Origin of the sequence: Candidatus Vicinibacter affinis, from assembly GCA_016714365.1 — a bacterium.
GTDB classification, from domain to species: Bacteria; Bacteroidota; Bacteroidia; order Chitinophagales; family Saprospiraceae; genus Vicinibacter; species Vicinibacter affinis.
Map to the genome: position 1 here is coordinate 782,501 of JADJNH010000005.1, position 20,727 is coordinate 803,227.

Annotated in this window: 16 protein-coding genes and 2 rRNA genes (1 of these 18 running past the window's edge); 4 read left to right on the forward strand and 14 right to left on the reverse strand. The window is 36.9% G+C overall.

Going from position 1 to position 20,727, the window contains the following annotated elements:
• The 4 genes from IPJ53_03380 to IPJ53_03395 all read left to right on the forward strand — a co-directional run.
• Positions 1–1,978 (forward strand): 23S ribosomal RNA (locus IPJ53_03380); it begins 916 nt to the left of the window's first position.
• Between the two features lie 161 nt (positions 1,979–2,139).
• Positions 2,140–2,249 (forward strand): 5S ribosomal RNA (rrf, locus tag IPJ53_03385).
• Positions 2,250–3,224: 975 nt separating this feature from the next.
• Positions 3,225–3,845, forward strand: a complete 621-nt coding sequence (locus tag IPJ53_03390) for a hypothetical protein (GenBank protein MBK7798132.1) — start codon at positions 3,225–3,227, stop codon at positions 3,843–3,845.
• A gap of 29 nt (positions 3,846–3,874) precedes the next feature.
• Entirely contained in the window at positions 3,875–4,654 is a 780-nt protein-coding gene (locus IPJ53_03395; GenBank protein ID MBK7798133.1) for a hypothetical protein, read from the forward strand.
• Between the two features lie 271 nt (positions 4,655–4,925).
• Here the strand turns inward: IPJ53_03395 and IPJ53_03400 are convergent, their stop codons facing one another.
• The 14 genes from IPJ53_03400 to IPJ53_03465 all read right to left on the reverse strand — a co-directional run bounded on the left by IPJ53_03400 (position 4,926) and on the right by IPJ53_03465 (position 20,717).
• A complete protein-coding gene (locus tag IPJ53_03400) occupies positions 4,926–5,144 on the reverse strand; it encodes a T9SS type A sorting domain-containing protein (protein ID MBK7798134.1) in 219 nt (72 codons plus the stop codon).
• Complete coding sequence (locus IPJ53_03405) at positions 5,107–7,254, reverse strand: CotH kinase family protein (protein MBK7798135.1); 2,148 nt, start codon at positions 7,252–7,254, stop codon at positions 5,107–5,109. Before IPJ53_03405 ends, IPJ53_03400 begins: the two co-directional genes overlap by 38 nt.
• A 179-nt stretch (positions 7,255–7,433) precedes the next feature.
• Positions 7,434–8,648 carry a glucose-1-phosphate thymidylyltransferase gene (locus IPJ53_03410; protein ID MBK7798136.1) on the reverse strand — a complete coding sequence of 405 codons (1,215 nt, stop codon included), beginning with the start codon at positions 8,646–8,648 and terminating at the stop codon, positions 7,434–7,436.
• A gap of 30 nt (positions 8,649–8,678) precedes the next feature.
• A complete protein-coding gene (locus IPJ53_03415) occupies positions 8,679–8,939 on the reverse strand; it encodes a type B 50S ribosomal protein L31 (protein ID MBK7798137.1) in 261 nt (86 codons plus the stop codon).
• 77 nt (positions 8,940–9,016) lie between these two features.
• Positions 9,017–9,985: an AAA family ATPase gene (locus tag IPJ53_03420; protein ID MBK7798138.1), complete on the reverse strand. Its 969-nt coding sequence runs from the start codon at positions 9,983–9,985 to the stop codon at positions 9,017–9,019.
• Between the two features lie 73 nt (positions 9,986–10,058).
• Positions 10,059–12,176 (reverse strand): NAD-dependent DNA ligase LigA, encoded by a 2,118-nt coding sequence (gene ligA, locus IPJ53_03425; GenBank protein MBK7798139.1) that lies wholly within the window; start codon positions 12,174–12,176, stop codon positions 10,059–10,061.
• A gap of 327 nt (positions 12,177–12,503) precedes the next feature.
• Complete coding sequence (locus tag IPJ53_03430; protein ID MBK7798140.1) at positions 12,504–13,454, reverse strand: type IX secretion system membrane protein PorP/SprF; 951 nt, start codon at positions 13,452–13,454, stop codon at positions 12,504–12,506.
• 2 nt (positions 13,455–13,456) lie between these two features.
• Entirely contained in the window at positions 13,457–15,025 is a 1,569-nt protein-coding gene (locus tag IPJ53_03435; GenBank protein ID MBK7798141.1) for a hypothetical protein, read from the reverse strand.
• A gap of 251 nt (positions 15,026–15,276) precedes the next feature.
• Positions 15,277–16,593, reverse strand: coding sequence for a DUF1566 domain-containing protein (locus IPJ53_03440; protein ID MBK7798142.1), 1,317 nt, complete (start codon positions 16,591–16,593; stop codon positions 15,277–15,279).
• Positions 16,594–17,769 carry a gliding motility-associated C-terminal domain-containing protein gene (locus IPJ53_03445; protein MBK7798143.1) on the reverse strand — a complete coding sequence of 392 codons (1,176 nt, stop codon included), beginning with the start codon at positions 17,767–17,769 and terminating at the stop codon, positions 16,594–16,596.
• A gap of 33 nt (positions 17,770–17,802) precedes the next feature.
• Positions 17,803–18,306, reverse strand: coding sequence for a gliding motility-associated C-terminal domain-containing protein (locus IPJ53_03450; protein MBK7798144.1), 504 nt, complete (start codon positions 18,304–18,306; stop codon positions 17,803–17,805).
• Entirely contained in the window at positions 18,303–19,397 is a 1,095-nt protein-coding gene (locus IPJ53_03455; GenBank protein ID MBK7798145.1) for a hypothetical protein, read from the reverse strand. Before IPJ53_03455 ends, IPJ53_03450 begins: the two co-directional genes overlap by 4 nt.
• A complete protein-coding gene (locus IPJ53_03460) occupies positions 19,394–19,990 on the reverse strand; it encodes a hypothetical protein (protein MBK7798146.1) in 597 nt (198 codons plus the stop codon). Before IPJ53_03460 ends, IPJ53_03455 begins: the two co-directional genes overlap by 4 nt.
• A 22-nt stretch (positions 19,991–20,012) precedes the next feature.
• Positions 20,013–20,717 (reverse strand): hypothetical protein, encoded by a 705-nt coding sequence (locus IPJ53_03465; GenBank protein MBK7798147.1) that lies wholly within the window; start codon positions 20,715–20,717, stop codon positions 20,013–20,015.
• Between the last annotated feature and the right edge of the window lie 10 nt (positions 20,718–20,727).

Here is a 20,727-nt window from a genome sequence, read left to right on the forward strand (position 1 = left end):
GTTTCACCACCTACCAACCCCTGACGAACTCCGAATGCCGTGACATGTATCCAGCAGTGAGGCGGTGGGTGCTAAGGTCCATCGCCGAGAGGGAAACAACCCAGACCATCAGCTAAGGTCCCTAAGTATAAGTTAAGTTGAACAAACGAAGTGGAGATGCTATGACAGCTAGGATGTTGGCTTGGAAGCAGCCATTCATTTAAAGAGTGCGTAACAGCTCACTAGTCGAGCGTTTCTGCGCGGAAAATGATCGGGCATCAAACTTATCACCGAAGCTATGGATTGATTTCTTTTAGAAATCACTGGTAGGGGAGCATTCCAGCGACATTGAAGTTGTATCGTGAGATATGGTGGAGTTTCTGGAAAAGAAAATGTAGGCATAAGTAACGATTAAATAAGTGGAAAACTTATTCGCCGTAAGACTAAGGGTTCCTCGATCTATGCTAATCAGATCAGGGTTAGTCGGGTCCTAAGGTATAGCCGAGAGGCGAAGCCGATGGCAAGCTGGTTAATATTCCAGCACCTGTGTATATTGCGATGGGGTGACGAAGGAGCGTAAAGTCCGCCAACTTACGGAATAGTTGGTTAAAGTGCGTAGGTGTTGATCCGGTAGGCAAATCCGCCGGTGAACTGAAACATGATAGTACACTGATCCCTCCGGGGTGATGTGATAGTGACTCCAAGCAGGCTTCCAAGAAAAACCTCTAAGCTTCAGATATATACAGCCCGTACCGTAAACCGACACAGGTAGTCGAGTAGAATATACTCAGGCGCTCGAGTGAGTCATGGCTAAGGAACTAGGCAAATTAGTCTCGTAACTTCGGGAAAAGAGACCCCCCAATTCGTTGGGGGCGCAGAGAAATGGCCCAGGCGACTGTTTAGCAAAAACACAGGACTCTGCAAAATCGAAAGATGAAGTATAGGGTCTGACACCTGCCCGGTGCTGGAAGGTTAAGGAAGGGGGTTAGTCGCAAGGCGAAGCTCTTGACTGAAGCCCCAGTAAACGGCGGCCGTAACTATAACGGTCCTAAGGTAGCGAAATTCCTTGTCGGGTAAGTTCCGACCTGCACGAATGGTGTAACGATCTGGGCACTGTCTCAGCCATGAGCTCGGTGAAATTGAAGTATCGGTGAAGATGCCGGTTACCCGCCACGGGACGAAAAGACCCCGTGCACCTTTACTACAACTTCACATTGTGCTTGAATATAGGATGTGTAGGATAGGTGGGAGACTTTGAAGCGGTCACGCTAGTGGTCGTGGAGTCGTCCTTGAAATACCACCCTTCCTATATTTAGGTTCTAACCCCGTACCAACGGGGGACAGTGTGTGGTGGGTAGTTTGACTGGGGTGGTCGCCTCCTAAAAAGTAACGGAGGCTTGCAAAGGTGCCCTCAGCATGGTTGGTAATCATGCGCAGAGCGTATTAGTATAAGGGCGCTTGACTGAGAGATCGACGGATCGATCAGGTACGAAAGTAGGCTAAAGTGATCCGGTGGTTCCGCATGGAAGGGCCATCGCTCAAAGGATAAAAGGTACGCCGGGGATAACAGGCTGATCTCCCCCAAGAGCTCATATCGACGGGGAGGTTTGGCACCTCGATGTCGGTTCGTCACATCCTGGGGCTGGAGAAGGTCCCAAGGGTTCGGCTGTTCGCCGATTAAAGTGGCACGTGAACTGGGTTCAGAACGTCGCAAGACAGTTCGGTCTCTATCTGTGGTGGGCGTTGTAACATTGAAGGGAGCTGACTCTAGTACGAGAGGACCGAGTCGGACGTACCGCTAGTGTATCTGTTGTGCCGCCAGGTGCAGCGCAGAGTAGCTATGTACGGACTAGATAAGCGCTGAAAGCATCTAAGCGCGAAGCTATCCTTAAGATGAGTGTTACTGGGGTCGTAGAAGACTACTACGTTGATAGGCTATAGGTGTAAGCGTAGTAATACGTTCAGCTGAGTAGTACTAATTACCCCTTAGCTTCCTTTTTTTATTCTTTTCACTAAACAGCATCATTTTCTCATCCAACCTTTTTTTTTATTTGAATAATGTTTCAAATAATACAAATAATATCATCCATTCATTTGGATTAAATTATTGGTTTCTCCATTCCGGTGGAGAGCGGCTCATTGATCCGTATACCAAAAGTTTTAGGTGGCTTTAGCGCAGGGGTCCCACCTCTTCCCATTCCGAACAGAGAAGTTAAGCCCTGCTGCGCCGATGGTACTGGTTATTCCGGGAGAGTAGGTCGCCGCCGTTTTTTTTTTTTTTTACAATTAAGCCTTGTTAAGCATCTTGCATTACAAGGCTTTTTTATTTTAATGAACCAATTGATCCAATTCTCTCAATTCTGTTGCTTGGCTTACAAATTTGGAAGTGCAATCTAGAATACTTGATTTAATCATGGGCCCATTTTAAATAGCTTAGACTGGATAAGTCTGATGGTTTAGTCTCTACGTTAATTGTCCATCCAGCCAGACAAAATACCTCTCAAAATCTAGTTTGTATCAGATCGAATGATTGAACAAAGCTTTCTTTTAATTAATCTGTGGCTTTTGCTTTTAATTTTAAATAGTATAATTTATTTTTACATGACTGCCAGTTTAATGGTGCTCTTAGATGGAAAATTTGTAAATCTTTTGATCCAATTTGATTCTATGACACCTGCAAGTTTTTTATTCCTTTTCTTATCAGCTTTAACGGTCAATGTGATATTGATTTTATTGGATTTTAAATTCAAAAGGTATTGGTATTATGCTATTCGGTTGGTTGTATTAATATTTTTTTCTTCATTAGTAATTAAATATCGTCCGATACAACACCCGATATTAGGCAATGAAAATGTAATTTTATTATTATACTGCCTGACGTTTCTACTTTTGATAGTAATTTTGAAGGGTAAAACAGTTTTTTCAGAATATTGGATTAACAAACCTTCTAATAGGTAAGTTAACAATCCTTTAAACAAAGGCAGAAATTAGATAACTTTTTAGGTAGAGCCATTTGGATTAATGTGCAGTATTTTAAATTCTTACTAAAAGTCTATATCCCTCTTTCTTTAAGTTGCTTTATTTATAGTTGGAAAATTCACGTTTAAATTCCTTAAGTCAACAAAGAAATTTCTGCTAAAAAAAAGTTGTCTGAAATGTTAAAATTTAGTTAAAGTTCAAATTATTATTATAAATAGTTTTCGATATTACTTATTTTAGTAAATGTAATCTACAAATCATGCTATATGAATGCAAGAATTTATTTGAAATTTTTAATTGCCTTACTGTTATTTTCCGTCTTAACACAAGGTAAGTGTAAAAAAAGTTCATCAAATAATCCTGAAAACTGGACGCGTACATTTGAGTTAAGGTTAACTTTTTCTCAATATTTGAGAAATACAAATACTGGAGATCCGAGGTGTGATATTATCAATACAGCATATTGTGCTAATTCAGCTTCAGATTTGATGGGCTGCAGAACTTGTCATTGGGCACTACCAGGGTTGCAAAATAGAAATCTATTTACGAAATCTCTTTCTACAGATAGTTGGTATGGAACAATTTCAATTTATAATGCAGATAACGGTACCTCAATTGGAAGTGTAAATTTAGGAGATCCAAACCAAAAAAATGTTAAATGCAATGTCTTCGGTTCATTTGAAGGTAAAATACCTGATGGCAATATTAAAATTGTGGTAAAATTATTTGAACCATGTTTTCACACAGGTTATTGCAGAGGTACAATTGGTGGTAAATATCCTCGATCAATTTGGTACTGGGAGGGCAATGTTAATAGTTCAGCTGAACATGTCAAGTTGGACCTTGAAATTAATGAAAGTGCCATCGAAACAATAGGTCTCTGTTAAGTTATCATTTCATTTTTAAAATTCATTTTATGAAAATTTATATAATATCGATATTTTTCCCATTTATTTTTTTAGGTTGCTCAAAGCCAGAGGCGAATAGCATCTTAAGTTATGCTATAGGTTCGGTTATCGGACAGACTTACAATTTAAATGGAGATTCAATTTTAGTTCAAAATCTTGTGAATTTTTTAGAGATTGGGGAAGATGGATATGGGGGAGGGTTTATCAATTTTGAAAATTCAAAATTGATGGTTAACGCAAGTAGCAAAGGAGAGGTCAATACACTAACAATCTCACCTGGAAATATTGTTGTCCTTGCAAATCAAAATGGTAATATCAATGGAATATTTCCAAATACCAATAATCAATATTTTGGTTCAAATATTAATATTGGAATTTCATCAACTAATTACGGCCAAAATTATACATTATACATGCCTCATGATTTTACCGTAATTTCTCCTACAATAGGTTCAATAGTTTCAAAATCTTCAGGGTTTACATTGGAATGGACAACTGATTCTAATCCTTTAAATGACAAGGGAGTACTAATTGAATTAACTTTTGATTTGGAATACAATATTCTGTTTGATCCAAATTTATCCGGAGACAGTATGGTAAAAAGATTCCTTGTTCCGGATAATGGTTCATACACAATATCCTCATCTGATCTAATGGAATTTCCTAAGTGTAAAGGTATATTTGTATCGGTCCAAAAAGGTGATTATAAGAACTATGTTATAAATAGTAAAAGTTTTCCTATTGCATTGATTAATAAGAAGATGTTACCGATTGAACTTATTAATTAAGTTGATTACCTTAATCATTTAGTTATAGCCTAAAGCTTATATGTATATGTCATCAATTTTTTTTATCAAGATTATTCTATTAGGCAAACATTTTATTATTAGGTGATAATTTGTATTGCCAAAGGAAATTAGATTTCTAATTCTCAAATCTAACAATTTTACTGTTGTCAAATTGGTTTCAATTTTTACTTATTTTCGGAAGCTTTGGAATTTGAAATACATTGTCCAAAAGACTGATGCGTACATTCATTAGAAATCGAATTGGAAGAATTTAATTTCTGACAACAATTTTCTCCCTGCCAATAACCTTGTCGTCATCACTTAATGCAGTAAGGATATAAATTCCATCCAACAATTTAGGAAGAGGTACTTCCTGTTTTGTAACATAAGTCTGATAAATTTTTCTCCCGCAGAGATCATAAAGTACAATTTTTTGAAAAACAGTCGAACTCTTAATAAATATTAAGCTGCTGCAAGGATTTGGGTACACTGAAAAGATGCTTTTCCCGGAAGGATTGTTGGTATCGCTTGGCAGTATTATTTCTACCTGGGCTGGGTGTATATTTTTGAAATGTACCTATCCCATTGGGTACACGTGCAAAAGCACCGTTGTTGTCCTGTGCAGGAAATTCTATTTCATCCATTAATCCAAACAAATTAGATTCACTGTCGAATAATCCAATGTATTCCCCGGCAGCATCTAATTTGAAGTTAGTGTGATTACTTCCTTGTTTTGCGTCGTTGTCAGCCCAAATAATCAGATACTGTCCGGGAGCCAATGAGACAGAAGGCAGCTTCCATTTGGTAGAATTATTTTTATCGTCAGAGAGAAATTTATCTCCGAGATAAATGGACATGGTTCCTTTATTGTACAATTCAATCCAATCATCAAATTCGCCAAATTCATCTTTTAGGATGCTTTGGTTTGATGCACATATTTCATTAATAACTAAGTCGCTTTTGGATTTTCCTATATTAATTATCTGGTAGCCACAAGATGGCCAGGTGGTTTCATTGGATGACTGGTCAGTAGATTTGATGTAATATTCCAGCATGCTGTTAGATTTTGGACCCTCAATGATTGCACCATAAATCAAATCTTTTGCGTTTTTGTCATGCTGATTTCCATCGTCCAACATGGGGATGCAGGTAAAAGACCCTGATTGCGAAAATCTGTAACACAGATTCACCTGAACAGAAGATCCATCATCTTCTATTTCTGCATTGACCCAAACTTGTTCTCCGGGTTGAGGAAGATTATTTTTTACATTTCTGACAATAGGCGCAAGACGACCAAATGATAATTGTGATCTTGCTGCATTCACTCTTTTTATTACATAGGATAGAATTCCGTTGGGTAAATGACTGAAGGGCAATGCATTTTCAAAACCGTTTTGAAAATCCATTGTCGTAAATCCGTTTGCCAAAGGATAAAACGAATCTTTTTCAACATACGGCTTGAGTTGTTGTATCAGCAAATTTGCCTGAAGTCTGAATTGTGATTCATTAAAAAGTGAATCCAAATATTTTTTTAAATAGAAGCTAAACCTTTCCTTGTACTGTGGTACAGCAAGAAGTTTGGTGTACAATGGTCTTAGTTGTGAAGAATTGTGCCAATTGTAAATATTTCTATTTGGCCAGTCTCTGCCAATCCAATCAATACCTAAAGTATTGTCCAAATCATAAGGGATGATTTGAAATTTTGAATTTCGAGTATTGTAATATAAAAAGAAATTATTCTTGTTGTAAATCAATCCATCCCACTGCCCTATCAGAATTTCAAATACCAAATATCTGATCACCTGATCTACATCTAATACCTTTTCTAACTCGCAGCTTAACTGAGCGGACGGTGTATTGTTTAAGATATATAGAAGATGGACAAGGTCTTTATAAGCATCAGGACCTTCTTTCCCCTGAAGTTCATACGCCCTCCTTCCTGAAAATTCTTCTTTGTAGAAATTTGGATCGGCACCTTTATACAACAAGTCCGCCGGATAAAGACATTTATAAAGACTACCATCTTTATTGCCAAATCTAATTTCCATAAACTCTTCGTCAATGTGTTCTACATTGGTGTACAATCCATAAAAGGAGTCATTAATAAACAGTTGAATATGATTTACCCTGGCGGCAGGCAATCCGATTTTTGAAGCGAAAGCCCAGCACATGGTGGAACGTGAAAGAGTCGGGTCATTGGTTTCAGCATTTAAATTAATTTTTTCAAGACCATGGAATTTTCCTTCCTTGGAAAAATCGCTGAAAGAAATTTTGAAAGATTTTTTTGGTGAGTTTCGAGAGGTATTTCCCCTTAAACCAAAACCTATGTTTAAAAAGGTATCTTTCTTTTGTCCATTGTCAAAGAAAAAGTCACTTTTAAAAGTTTGATCACTTTCTTTATTTACCGGGTCAAGTATCCATTTAAGTGAGTCAGGATTAATGCGTACATCCATTCTTGGTACCACATCGTCTTTGTAAATGTCTCCCTTGGGTGGTTGTACTACTTGAGCATTGGATTGGATATGATGGGATAAAAGAATGATAAAACACAGAAGGGCGGTTAATTTTCTGATTGTATTGTAGAAAGCGGAGCGTCCCATATCATATAGATTTCAACAAATATCGTCAAGAACTGTCAATTTGGTTAGATTAAAACTTTCATTCAATTTTCCAATTACTCCAAACAACAAATTATAACTGGAAATGCGAATTGATTCACACCAGAGGCCAGTTCATTGTCGGCAATAATTTTACAAAATCCAAATGATTTAAGTGGGAATTATTTTTCCCAGGTTCGGAATTTTGAAGTGGAAAAGAAAACCTGCTCCAACAGCAATTGGTAGTTTTCATTCAGTGATTGATTTCTTCTTAGCATCACTGCTTTGGCAGTTTCAAGAAATTTATCCATGCCAAAGGTGCTGAATCCCGAAGCCCCACCCCAGGCAAAATCCGGAATAAATTGCCTTGGATATCCGGCACCAAAAACATTGGCGCCAACCCCTACTACCGTTCCTGTATTAAACATGGTGTTGATTCCACATTTGGCATGATCCCCCATAATCATTCCACAAAAAATACTGTTGGTTTTGACAAATGATTCTTTGGAGTAATTCCAGAGTTTTACCTCCTGATAGGTATTTTTTAAATTCGAAATATTCGTATCGGCGCCCAGATTACACCATTCACCTATGACGGAATTGCCTAGATATCCATCATGTGCTTTATTGGAGTTTGCCTGAAGGACGCTGTTCTGAATTTCACCGCCGACTTTTGATCCCGGGCCAATCGTTGTGGGGCCATAAATTTTTGCACCCATCTTGAGGACCGACCCTTCACACAAAGCAAGCGATCCTCGCACTGTACAACCTTCCATGATTTCTGCATTTTTACCAATGTATATGGATCCGGTTGTGCTGTTTAGTATACTGCAATGGACAATTGCTCCTTCTTCGAGGAAGATCCTGTCTCCGAATACCTGATTTGATTTATCCAGGCTTTGGCTGTCTCGTCCAAGGGTAATTAAATTATAGTCTTTCTCATGTTCTATCCCATTCAGTTGGAAGATTTGCCATGGAAATGCCAGAATATTAAGTTCTTGTTCGTATGGAGGGACAAAAGCAAGGTGGGCGGGAAAATCTTTTCCCAAAAGATATCTTTCAACCCAATCCAGGCTTTGCGATTCGTCCATTTTAGCAGCCAGCCAAATACCTTTTTGATTTTTGATGGCCTGTCCGTTTTTTAAATCCAGAACCGTTTTAAAAAATCGCTCATCCGGCAAAACAGATCCATGAACAAAAAGATTTTCGGTAGAAAGGTCGATGGGGTACAAGGAAGCTAAAACAGATGGGCAAAGATGTGAAACCGGCAGACTGGTAATTTTCTCCCACTTTTCTGCAACGGTCAGAATCCCAACCCTAATATCAGCAACAGGCCTGGTTTGTGAAAGAGGCCATAAGGTAATGGAGGAAACCGGATCTACAAGGATGATTTTCATTTGGCGGGTAAATTTTATACCCAGCCCAAATTATGAGTTCTTATTGAATTTGCCGAATTTCTTGTTGAATTTATCAATTCGACCGGCTGTATCAATGAACTTCATTTTTCCAGTAAAGAAAGGGTGAGATTTACTGGATATCTCCAATCTGATTAAAGGATATTCATTACCATCTTCCCATTGAATAGTTTCCTTGGTAGCAGTGCAGGATTTTGTCAAAAAAGCTTCGTTGCAAGAGAAGTCTTTGAATACAACGTAGCGGTAGTTTGAAGGATGAATATCTTTTTTCATAAGTAAGCACTTAAAATTGGACCGCAAATATAATACAATTAAGTATTTTCAAACTAAAAAAAATGAAATAAACGGGATTATAAGAGGGTTTTGATGAGCTGGTCTACCCCAAGGCCATCTGCTTCAGCTTTATAATTTACAACAATCCGGTGTCTGAGTACCAATCCGGCAATTGCTTGCACATCCTCAATGTCCGGTGAATATTTGCCTTTTAGGGCTCCATAACATTTTGCTCCCAACACCAAATTTTGCGAAGCCCGGGGACCTGCTCCCCAACTGACATAGGTATTTACTTCTTTGGTAGCCCTTTCGGTCTTAGGTCTGGTTCTGGAAGCAAGGCTAACGGCATATTCCAGAACATTGTCCGCAATTGGGATTTTTCTGATAACTTGCTGATAGTAAAGGATTTGCTCTGCGCTCAAAATGGATTTTAATTCAGTCTTCTGAAACATGGTGGTTTGTTTTACCACATTCAGTTCTTCCTCATAGCTTGGATAATCCAAAGGAATGTTGAACATAAATCGGTCTAATTGTGCTTCAGGGAGCGGGTAGGTTCCTTCTTGTTCAATGGGATTTTGAGTCGCCAAAACGAAAAAAGGATTTGGCAAAACATGTCTGGTACCACTGACGGTAACAATTCTTTCCTGCATGGCCTCCAGAAGTGCAGCCTGCGTTTTGGGAGGGGTCCTGTTGATCTCGTCGGCCAGAACAATATTCGCAAACAGTGGACCGCGGTTAAATCTAAAATGTCTGTCTTCATCCAGGATTTCTGATCCGGTAATGTCAGAAGGCATTAAATCAGGAGTGAACTGAATCCTTTTGAAGCTAAGGTCGAGTACTTGTGCCAGCGTATTGATGAGCAAAGTTTTAGCAAGTCCCGGCACTCCAACCAACAAACTATGTCCATTGCTGAACAAAGAGATAATGGAAGCCCTTACTACATCATTTTGACCGACTATGACCTTAGAAATTTCCTGGCTTAAATCCTTATAAGATTGGGCAAGTGCATCTATGGCTTCTACATCTGATTTAAACTGGGTGAGCATCTTTTCTTAATTTTTGGCAAAAGTATGAAATAGTCATTGATAACGAACAAGCAAGTCTTTAAGTTGTAAATTCCTAGCCAATCCTTGATAAAAATTCTTCTTCGGTTAGGATTTCAACAGTCCCTATTTTTTTAGCCTTTTCCAGTTTAGAACCGGCATCTGTACCCACTACCAAAATATTCAAGTGACCACTGACTGCAGACAAGATTTTAGCACCCGCTTTTTCAGCCAATTCCTGCGCTTTTCGTCTGTCCATTTGGCTCAAGGTACCGGTAAACAAAATAGTCTTACCAGAAAACACGCCATCCTGATTTTGTAACTTTGGTTTGTCCTCCTCCGTCTGCAGCATATTGACGCCCAGAAGTTCCATTTCTTTCAACATCTTTTTGTTTTCCGGATCCTGGAAGAAAGCTATGATGTTTTCTCCAACAACAGGACCTACGTCTTTAATTGCGGTATAATTTTCCATGGTCCAGTCAAATAGATTGGGGACGTAGTCCAGATGCTCCGCGATGAGCTTGCTAATTTTTTTTCCGAGATGGTGAATGCATAAACCGTGCAGTAATCTGTGAATGGGATTTTGTTTGGCAATAGAAACTGACATTCTTAATTTATCGGCAGATTTAAGACCCATGCCTTCTAATCTGCTGATGGCATCATAATCCAGTCGATAGATGTCTGCCATATTTTTAATCCAGCCAAGTTCATAAAAACGTTCTATCAAAGACGCACCTAAACCATCAATGTTCATGGCATCTTTTGAAACATGATGAATTAATCTTTGAATAACTTGCGAAGGGCAATGAAAATTTGGGCACCTCCAGGCAGCTTCATCTTCTTCTCTAACGAGTTTGGTTTTACAATCCGGACAGACGGAAGGAAAAACAATTGGAGTGGCATCTTCTCCTCTTAATTCCGGAAAAGATTTTACAATATATGGGATAACGTCTCCTGCTCTTTCTACTAATACGGTATCCCTTAGAAAAATATCCTTGGTGCGGATAAAATCTTCATTGTGTAAGGAGATCGAAGACACCGTGACACCCGCCAATTGCACGGGTTCTATTTTGGCGACCGGTGTGATGGAACCAATTTTTCCAATTTGAAAATCTACTTGAAGTAAAACAGAAGTAGCCTGTTTGGCTTGAAATTTATAAGCTACCGCCCAACGTGGATGGTGAGCTGTATATCCACATTGTTCTTGCAAGCCAAGGTCATTTAACTTGATGACCATTCCATCCAGTTCGTAGTCATATGAATCGCGTTTGATGGCCCAATAATTTATAAAATCAAAAACTTCTTTAATACCGGTGCATTTTTTTTTCTCAATTTTGGGTACTAAAAATCCCAGGTTTTGGACCAGATCAATGAGGTCTTCCTGATTTTTAAAATCAAGCAATTTGTTTTCACCATTTTCATCTATGGCAAATCCCAATTGAAAAATGAACACATCTAATTTGCGGGAAGCGGTTTCTACGGGATCTTTCGTCCGCATTACACCGGTGGCTGCATTTCTAGGATTTGCCAGCAGGGATAGACCGTCTTGTTCACGATCCTGGTTGATCTTAACAAAAACATCTTTGCGTATGATGGCTTCCCCTCTCAGTTCAGCCTTCTTTATTCCATAGGAAGAAAAGGGTGCGCTGAGCGGTAAGGATCTGATTGTTCTTGCATTAGGGGTCATTTCTTCCCCTTTTTGCCCATCGCCCCTTGTGGCGGCTCTTACCAGCAAATCGTTTTCGTATACAACGGCCATACTACCGCCATCAAATTTCGGTTCTACCAGATATTCCAAATTTTCATTTTCAGGAATGGAGCATAATTTTTTTATCCTTTTATCAAAGTCTTCCAAATCAATCAGATTGTAGGTATTGTCCAAAGAAAGCATGGGCGCAAGATGGCTGACTGATTCCTGTCTGGTACTGAGATCGCTTGACACCCTTTGTGTGGGAGAGTCTTCTGTAATCCAATCAGGGTGGATACTTTCGGTTCTTTCCAGTAATTTATACAATTGATCGTATTCAAAATCTGATATAACCGGGTCATTGTCTACATAATACTTCCACTCATGGTATTTTAACAACAACCTCAGGTCATTAATTTTTTCCTTCAGAACTTCCGCATCACCACTGTGGAATTGTTTTCCCAGTTCTTTAAAAAAGTGTGCATTAGAAAAATCATTAGTGACCATACCTTATAATTAAAGGGTAAAAATAGAAAGTTTTATGAAGGTGAATTAGTGGAAGTCCGTAGATATATTTTTTACCACCGTAAAATTTTGTCAAATCTAATAGAGTTTGAGCCGATTAGAACTATGGTTAAAGCATTTTATAATATTAATATGCTTGATTAAAATTAGAAGCTACGGATATTAAAAATGTATTTTATTTTTGTTATGCTTCAACAATAAAAATCCAGATTGGTGGACTTTATCTTTTTTCAATCTGCCAAACCAATATATTAATACATTTTACATTTATGGTTTCATCCCAAATTTTTTTAAATTCTAATACGGATGTTAAAATAATGATGTTAGACATATTTCATGTGTAGTTCCAAATGCGGATGAATTTGCTGTAAATGGCAGCTCAAAAACGTAATTCAAATCAACCCCAAGATTTTTTAAATTAAATAAATTTCCAAGTGGAGCTCCGATGTCTAGATGTGCGGCATGGAATCTGAATCCCTGGGCTGTGCCAAATCGAATTCCTGGCCTCATGCTTAGATATCCCTTCCAATTATATTTTCCATAGAGGTGAATATCATCTGAAATATAGTTATAAGATCTATATACAAACCCAAACTCAATAGAACTCACTTCTTTAAACCCGGGGGATAAAAACTTGATTAGTGAGCTGTGAAGCACCAAGGCCTTTATTGGAGTGGCAAGCTTTTCTTTTGAGAAGCCCACAGAAAGGACATTGTGAAATGAACCTCCCAAAACAAAAGAAATATCCGATTCTGGGAATATGCTAGTAAAACATATTCCTGGAGAAAAACTAAGGTTTGACGAGGATGGATTTTCTGCAAGTAAAGGATCTCCGGGATTCCTGATTGCTGTTTTTCCTGTATTCAGTTGGTTCAAGTTGTAACGAAGAATGCCGCCTCCGGAGATTATATTATTTTCATTGATATTAATTTCATAAGCATAATTTCCTGAGAAAAAAAAAGATCGGATAGCACCAAATGACTCATAATATAAACTTCCCCCGGTTCTTGCGTTTTCATCTAGGTATAAGTTATATGCCAATCCACTCCACTTTGGACCTTGTTCCAATCCTGTCCATTGCGATCGATGCATAAGCATTGCTTCGTGACGTGTGCTGAAGGGATATTTGATTTTTTCCGTATTTAGTAATGCGATGTTTACCAATTCTTTATTATTTAGATTATAAGAAATTGGTATCAATTGACCGTGCAGTTGTGTCAAAACAAATGCAAATGGAAAAAAAAGAAGTTTGTTTTTCATATTCATTCTTTTGGTGATTCAGAATTAATTTGATATTCGCTAACATGACGAACAACACGAATGTTTTCCAATCCCTTACGGACTGCCTTTACTTCCCAATCGAATTCATAGTTTCCGGTACCTTCAAATAATTCGCCTAGTGTAAATCCACTCTCACCTCGACTGATGATAGCAAGTCCTTTTGATTCTAAGGATATAGGTGTCAGGTTGATCGTAAGAGTGCCTGAATTTATAATCAGTCTGAAATGTTCGGAAAACTTTACCTCAGCTCTTCCATTTACCAGCTGCGCAGTACCTCTTTCGTATACTGCTGCTTCCGGTCCCTCTATGCATGTGTAAACAATCAAACTGTCAGAATACTTTGGATGGTCTATTACAAAGTTTTTTAGTTGAGCCCACATTTCATACATTGAACCTAAATTAACATTTAATCTGAAACCTGCTCGAATCATATCAGCCCTTTGGCTAATCCGTCTATCAACAATCCCTATATGTGCATATGGTCCAAGATTTGTATTTGAAGTTGGCGGCACGTAGCCAGCAAAGATTGAATTATTATCATTACTTGGACTATTCATTCTTTGTACCCAAAATTCACCATGGGCCTTTGAGTTTCCAATGAAAACCTTGCCTGGGTTAGAATTGATTATGTCATTTATGTTTACACCTTGCCATAATTGTGTTCCGCCAGGACTAATGTTTTCATTTGAGACATTGGTAATTTGACCTTGTGAGTTAACAGTTATTCTTGGAATTGATGAGGAAGAACCATAAGTACCAGATGTCACATTTGTATTTGCAATTGAAATTGTCCCAGAGTCAGTAATTGGCCCACCTTGAAGACCAGTACCAGTTTCAATTTTGGTGATTGTGCCTCCAGAATTACTACTTATAGGAATGTTGACCGCATTAATAATTTGTCCGGTAGAATTGATTAAAATTTGAGGAATTTGATTAGCGTTACCATAAGTACCAGGATTTACATAAGTATTTTTTAATGAAATGGTTCCGGATGTTGAGATAGGTCCCCCCTCAAGTCCCTGACCTGTATTAATTTGAGTGATTCCCCCCACAGTTCCAGTTCCTTTCTGATCATCAGCAGGTATCCATTTATTTCCATCCCATTTTAAAACTTGATCTTTTCCTGCTCCATTTTGCGATAATTGAGATGCAACCATTGCGTACGGAACACTAACCAGTTGTGCAGTTACAAGATCTTTATAATTTGATCCATTATTTTCATCGATTTCCACACGGATATGGTAAGCTTTGGATTGAAAGAGAACGTTCTCTATCATACCAGTTTTATTTGGACTATCTCCTATGACAAATGAAGCAATACCAAATTTTGTCGAGACATCCTTATGCTCTTCTTTATATGCATAAATATTTGGTGTATTTTGATTTTCAATAATTGAAATCCTAAAGCTGACAAGTCTATCAGAGATGGCAGCACCCTTATCATCCCTTATTGAAACCTGGTAATTGAATTTAGCTGGAAATGTTTGTGCTAACGAAAATTGACAGTAGAAAGTTAAGATTATAAGAGTAATAAAGACTGATGTTTTCATTTAATTTATTTTATGGTTATAGTACTATTTTGAATTGTTATCTCAGGCATTTTGATATTTTTGAAATTTTGGTAGAATGAAAAGTTTTTTTTTGAAGAAAGGCATCTCAAGAATTTTCACAAATAATATCGTAATTAAATAAGAAAATTCAGAAAGTATTAAATTCTTATTATTTATAGTCAGGAGATTAATTTTTACATAGCCTATATAAGTTATGAGATTCAAATCTTTATAAAATTAATTTTTTATTGTTAAAACTTCCTTATAATTCTATAATTATACATAGAAAATTTACTCTCTGCACTTGCCGCAATTTCTCCAAAATTATACGCCCAAGCATTATTTGATCCTGCTTCTGTACTCGTCCAAAACTGATTAACTCCAAATCCATTAGTATTTGGATCTGTGTCTGATTCCAAAATTTTATTTAATGTAAATCTTGCTTGACTTATTAAATTTAATTCATCCAAAGCGGGTAAATACCAATCTGTATATCCTTTATCCACAGCGCTGTTAGCAAAAAATGCTGCACCGTCATCATTATCCGTCTGGCTGGCAATTGCAATTGTGTTTTCAGTTCCCTTAAATGTGCTATTCGCAGCCGATCCAATTGAAACATTAGTGATTTTACTCCAACGAGCTCTTTTAGTATCCAGGCAAACTATTAACCCATGTTCTACTCCTGAATTGTCCTTATAAACATGAAACACTATACCTCCTCCAAACAATTCACCAACATAATGTTGTGATGAAGGAAGTGCGAGCAAGTCAACCGGTATCCACTGGCTACCATCAAACTTAAGGTATTGGTCTTTTTTTGGTTTTTGGGTGGATATGGAAGTTCCTTGAATTTTTTCAACTTTATTGGAGGTAGGTGAGCCAGTAACATCGCCGTTTAGATTAATTGCCCCTCCCACTGTATCATCAGAATCTGGCGCCCATTGTAATCCATTCCATTTAAGTACTTGTCCTAAAGTCGGTAGAGTAGATGCAACAGTTCTGTTTTGGATTTTTTCAACTTTGTTATTTGTGACGGACCCGGTCACGTCCCCAAACAAAGATGAACCTCCACCTCCTGTCGATGAAGTATCAGGGATAGGAATCCATTTAGTACCATTCCATTTTAACACATCACCTGGTTTGGCATTATTTTGACTTAATTGCGAGGCCACCATTGCATAAGGAACACTGATGAGTTGTGTAGTTACAAAATCCTTGTATTGTGTACCGTTGTTTTGATCAATTTGAACTTTAATAAAGAAGGTTTTAAGATGGAATGGAACAGCCATGAGAGAATTCTTCAGGTTTGTACCATCACCAATCATAAAAGATGCGGTACCAAATTTAGTCGATACATCCTTATGTTCTTCACGATAGGCTGCATTTAATGTATCATTTCTATTTTCTAAAATATAAATTTTAAAACTTACCATTCTATCTGATATCGGATCACCATTATCATGCCTTATTGAGACCTGGTAATTGAATTTAGCTGGAAATGATTGTGCTGACGAAAATTGAAAGCAAGAACAAATGATTGAAAGAGTAATAAAGACTGATGTTTTCATTTAATTATTTTTAATAGTTATAGTTCCTTTTTGTATAATTTTCTCCGTTTTATTAGTTACTAGATATGAATAAACGCCAATGTTCAATATTTCTCCATTATTGTTTTTTCCAAACCAGCGGTTTATAAAATTTGATTCATAAAACACCCTTGTGCCCCATTTATCATATACATGAAAATCGACTGGTTCTGTAAAAGGTAAATCAATTTGAAAATAATCATTGAAGCCGTCATCATTTGGCGTAATGATTATGTCCAAATTATTATCAGAATAAACTACGAAATTTACAATAGAATCATATGTACAGCATGTTTTTAATTCAAAAAATGTTTTCCTATAGGAACCAGTTTCAGTAATCTGAATGCCTTGCCAAAAGTATGGAGTTGCTGTATTTGAAATGAATATTGTCTCACCATATCTATCAGAATTAGGTCGTACCATTATTTTTTTACATACGTTTAGGTAACATGTAGAGCCGGTTGGATTATTGCCAATAAAGGGTGTAACGCACAATTCAAAATCTCCTTCATCAGGGAAATCAAGATTTACTCTTTCTAACCCATTTCCAATTTCAATTCCATCAATGGTCCATAGATAAGTTAGGATGCAAAATTTATCTATGTTTATGGTATATTCAATATTGCACGCTTCGACACAAACTACCTCAGGCCCAGAAATATCTATGATAGGTATTGTTCCCCCGAAAGTTGTAATTGTGAAATCACAAATATCTCCGGAGCATCCATCAACAAATAGATAGTATGTTTTACAAGGAGTAAGATTACCGGATAAAGTAAACGACCCTGCTCCATTACACGCCGGATTACATTGAATGGATTCATTACAATCACAATCACCCCAAATACCCATTTGAACTCCTGTCCCATTAATTGAGCAATTACTAAAAGTAATGGAAAGGGTCACAGGGCCGCCGTCACAGACAAAGGCCCACCAACCAGTATTATGTGCTCCACCGCCAGTAGGACACAGTGGAATACATCCTGTTGGATTGGAATAATTTGGATTTTGACAAGTATATCCATTCAATTCATCAAGAGAGCAAATGAGCTTTGCATCCTCACATTTATCAGCAGAAGGCGGAAAGCATTGGGAAATAATCCAATTTGGATTAAAAAGTATGATAACTAATGTTATTATTAAATTCCTGAGTCCCATTTTTTCTAGAATCTAATTTTTGAATTTATAATGTTATCTGTATAAAGTAATAGTTCCTTTATAGATAGTATTTCCTTGTTTGTCTAATATAAGGTAGCCATAGACTCCTCCATACAATGATTGACCTTGATTGTCAATTCCTTCCCAAGAGTTATCAAAATTATTTTCTACATAAACACGAGTTCCCCATTTGTCATAAACATGAAAATCAACTTGTCCAATTAAAGGTGGGTCAACGCTAAAGACATCATTATAACCATCATTGTTTGGTGTAACCACTGGATTGTAATCATCCTTGGACGGGGTGACTGGAGGATTGCTGTTATTAGTATAAGTTTGTTGAAATCCTGCTCTGTAGTTTGCAACAACAGGAGTGACAATCAATTCTCCAATCGAGAATGATACATTCCAATTGGCTGGCGAATATTTCAGGCTAGATCCCGATGATCCCAACAACACCAAATCAGCTTGAAGATTTTGTCCAATGAGGTTGAGTTGAAATATCAGAAGCAATAGAAGTAAAATAATGTATTTCATTTCTTTTTAGTTTTTAAATATTGTATTAACTTTTCCTGTTGGTTTAAATCTATTTTGTATTCAAGTACCAGATCCTTTTGATCTATACTGCCCTCCGATTTTTTAGATATAGAATTAAGAGGGACTTCTATTCCGTCCTGAAAGATTAAATCTGATACAACGGTCTGCACTATTAAAGTTTTGGTTAACCTGTTTAAGGCAAGCTTGATGTTAATATGAAGTTTCTCTTTTCCGGTAAGTTCTGCCAACTCCCTAGAACTAAAGTTGCTTTCGAATCTGGTTTCATAGTCCAGTATGAATTCATGATTGCGTTTTCTCAACAATTCCTTTATTTCCAAAGTAACTGGAATTATAATTTCTGGATATCTTTCTTGTTTGATTTCAATTGGTATGATATCCTCAGGGTATCCTTTCTTTTTTAAGGAACCTTTTTCTGAAGGGCTAAGATCTTTTTGGTCAAATAATCTATCTCTATCATTTAGAATTCCATCGCCATCAGTATCAGGTATTTTTGCAACTGATGACCTGCTTCTATATTTCTCCGAACCAATAATCCACCTGGTGTTTGAATTCCCCATCTCAAACAGGATATAGAAAGTTATAGTATCCGAGCGGTGCAATATACTTCCTTCATGATTGACATAATGTATACTGACAATCCTTGAGGACATACATACTTTATGCAGACCACTTGTGTCCTTGTATACTGTATCTTCCTTAAACGTGCCTAGAGAATTCTGAACCGAATATTTTCCCGGTAGTTTGTTGAGGTTAGATTTAAAATAGGTAATATAGCTGTCCATATAGTCCTGGACTGTTTTATAATTATTGTTAATATAGGATCTTGAAATATTATCATAAAGTAATGTTTTATCCCTGTCTTTGATCATTTCCTCAAGTATTATGTTGACAGATTCACTTTCAAGAATCACTTCGGAAAATGCATTATCATGAATATTGTTTAATTGAGATAGAAAATTCTTAATAAAGTTATCAGCTTTCTTAATATAGTGCACATGTGTTTGAGCTATACTCGGCATTGCGAGTACAAGTACAAAACAAAAGAATAATATCTTTTTAATCAGAATCATGGTTTCTTACGATCAGAATCATCTAGAAGTCTAAAAACTGTGATGTCACCAAATTTTAAATCAAAATAAGCTTTCCCCGGACCTTGTCCGGTTTCAACCTGCTGGTCTTTCAATTTAACTTCAATATCTTTTTCTGTTATGTCCTTATACATGGGCTTACCATCTTTCCCAAGTCCTTCAAAGATTTGATAAACACGTAATCTACCATAATAACTTCCATCTTCTTTTTGTTTGACATCTTCAATGACCTGAATGTATTTCCATTCGATTTGCACATCTTCGTATTGTTTTAAACCCTCTAAGCGATTTAAATACTTTCTGATATCCATAGTTTCTCTTTTTTTAGAAACTTTTGAAATCACTTCAATTTTATTGGTGTCGCTTTCAAAAAGGTCCATAGCCATATCCTTGGCGTTTTGACGGATGTGTCGATCATTGTTCTTATCGCCGATGATTTTCAAAAGGTCACCAAGTTCTCTTGCTTTTTCAAGAGTTCTTTGCTCTATTTCGGCAAATGTAGGTGCCTGGCAATAAACTGTGGAATGAGTTAAGATAACTAAAAGTAAGGGTAAAAATTTGATAATGGACTTCATTGTGATACTTATTAATTTGGCTTTAAAATACGCATTTTATTTTTTTATTCTGTAAGCTTGTTAGACTTTTGATTTTTATATTTGGCCGAATAGGGTATGATTGTGCTAACTTAAAGTTTGCTTCTTCATTTTTTGAATTTAACTTATACAACTTAATTTTCTCATCTTCCAGCAAAATTACTTCGTAATCTCCGTCAGGCAAGCCACTAATGGTGGCGTCAAATCTACTGTTGGTAAAGTATAATTTTTTACAGTCTATTACTTGTGATTTAAAATTATTGGATCTAACTTCTTTGGTTCCTGGGTCTTTGAGCAAACTACCTTTTTCATCTGCAGGTCTGACGTAAATGCACTTTGATGCTATAATCATTCCTGACTCATTAATTTTTTTTACCATTAGAATTCCTGAATTAACTGCTTTGATTTCCAAATCTTTAGTATCATAGTTCTTTCCTCCGACCATCCATTGTTCTGATGGATGGATGGCCATACTTTTCAATTTTATAGTATCTCCCAATTGAATCTTGTAACAATGATTACTGTCACCAATCAGAAAATTTCCCATTAAAATAATCGGAGTTAGACTGTCTCCATTTATGCTGAAATTATTGTATGCTTTCTGGTCTAATCCAATATTTGATTGACAAGAATACCCTAAAATAGAACCTAGAAATAAAATTATTCGCAACAAAATATTGTAATCTTTCACATCTTGTTTACTGTTCATGAGTGTTTAT

Coding starts and splice junctions, on each gene's coding strand:
- IPJ53_03390 (MBK7798132.1), top strand. CDS start 3,225: ATGAATGCAAGAATTTATTTGAAATTTTTAATTGCCTTACTGTTATTT.
- IPJ53_03395 (MBK7798133.1), top strand. CDS start 3,875: ATGAAAATTTATATAATATCGATATTTTTCCCATTTATTTTTTTAGGT.
- IPJ53_03405 (MBK7798135.1), bottom strand. CDS start 7,254: ATGGGACGCTCCGCTTTCTACAATACAATCAGAAAATTAACCGCCCTT.
- IPJ53_03410 (MBK7798136.1), bottom strand. CDS start 8,648: ATGAAAATCATCCTTGTAGATCCGGTTTCCTCCATTACCTTATGGCCT.
- IPJ53_03415 (MBK7798137.1), bottom strand. CDS start 8,939: ATGAAAAAAGATATTCATCCTTCAAACTACCGCTACGTTGTATTCAAA.
- IPJ53_03420 (MBK7798138.1), bottom strand. CDS start 9,985: ATGCTCACCCAGTTTAAATCAGATGTAGAAGCCATAGATGCACTTGCC.
- ligA (MBK7798139.1), bottom strand. CDS start 12,176: ATGGTCACTAATGATTTTTCTAATGCACACTTTTTTAAAGAACTGGGA.
- IPJ53_03430 (MBK7798140.1), bottom strand. CDS start 13,454: ATGAAAAACAAACTTCTTTTTTTTCCATTTGCATTTGTTTTGACACAA.
- IPJ53_03435 (MBK7798141.1), bottom strand. CDS start 15,025: ATGAAAACATCAGTCTTTATTACTCTTATAATCTTAACTTTCTACTGT.
- IPJ53_03440 (MBK7798142.1), bottom strand. CDS start 16,593: ATGAAAACATCAGTCTTTATTACTCTTTCAATCATTTGTTCTTGCTTT.
- IPJ53_03445 (MBK7798143.1), bottom strand. CDS start 17,769: ATGGGACTCAGGAATTTAATAATAACATTAGTTATCATACTTTTTAAT.
- IPJ53_03450 (MBK7798144.1), bottom strand. CDS start 18,306: ATGAAATACATTATTTTACTTCTATTGCTTCTGATATTTCAACTCAAC.
- IPJ53_03455 (MBK7798145.1), bottom strand. CDS start 19,397: ATGATTCTGATTAAAAAGATATTATTCTTTTGTTTTGTACTTGTACTC.
- IPJ53_03460 (MBK7798146.1), bottom strand. CDS start 19,990: ATGAAGTCCATTATCAAATTTTTACCCTTACTTTTAGTTATCTTAACT.
- IPJ53_03465 (MBK7798147.1), bottom strand. CDS start 20,717: ATGAACAGTAAACAAGATGTGAAAGATTACAATATTTTGTTGCGAATA.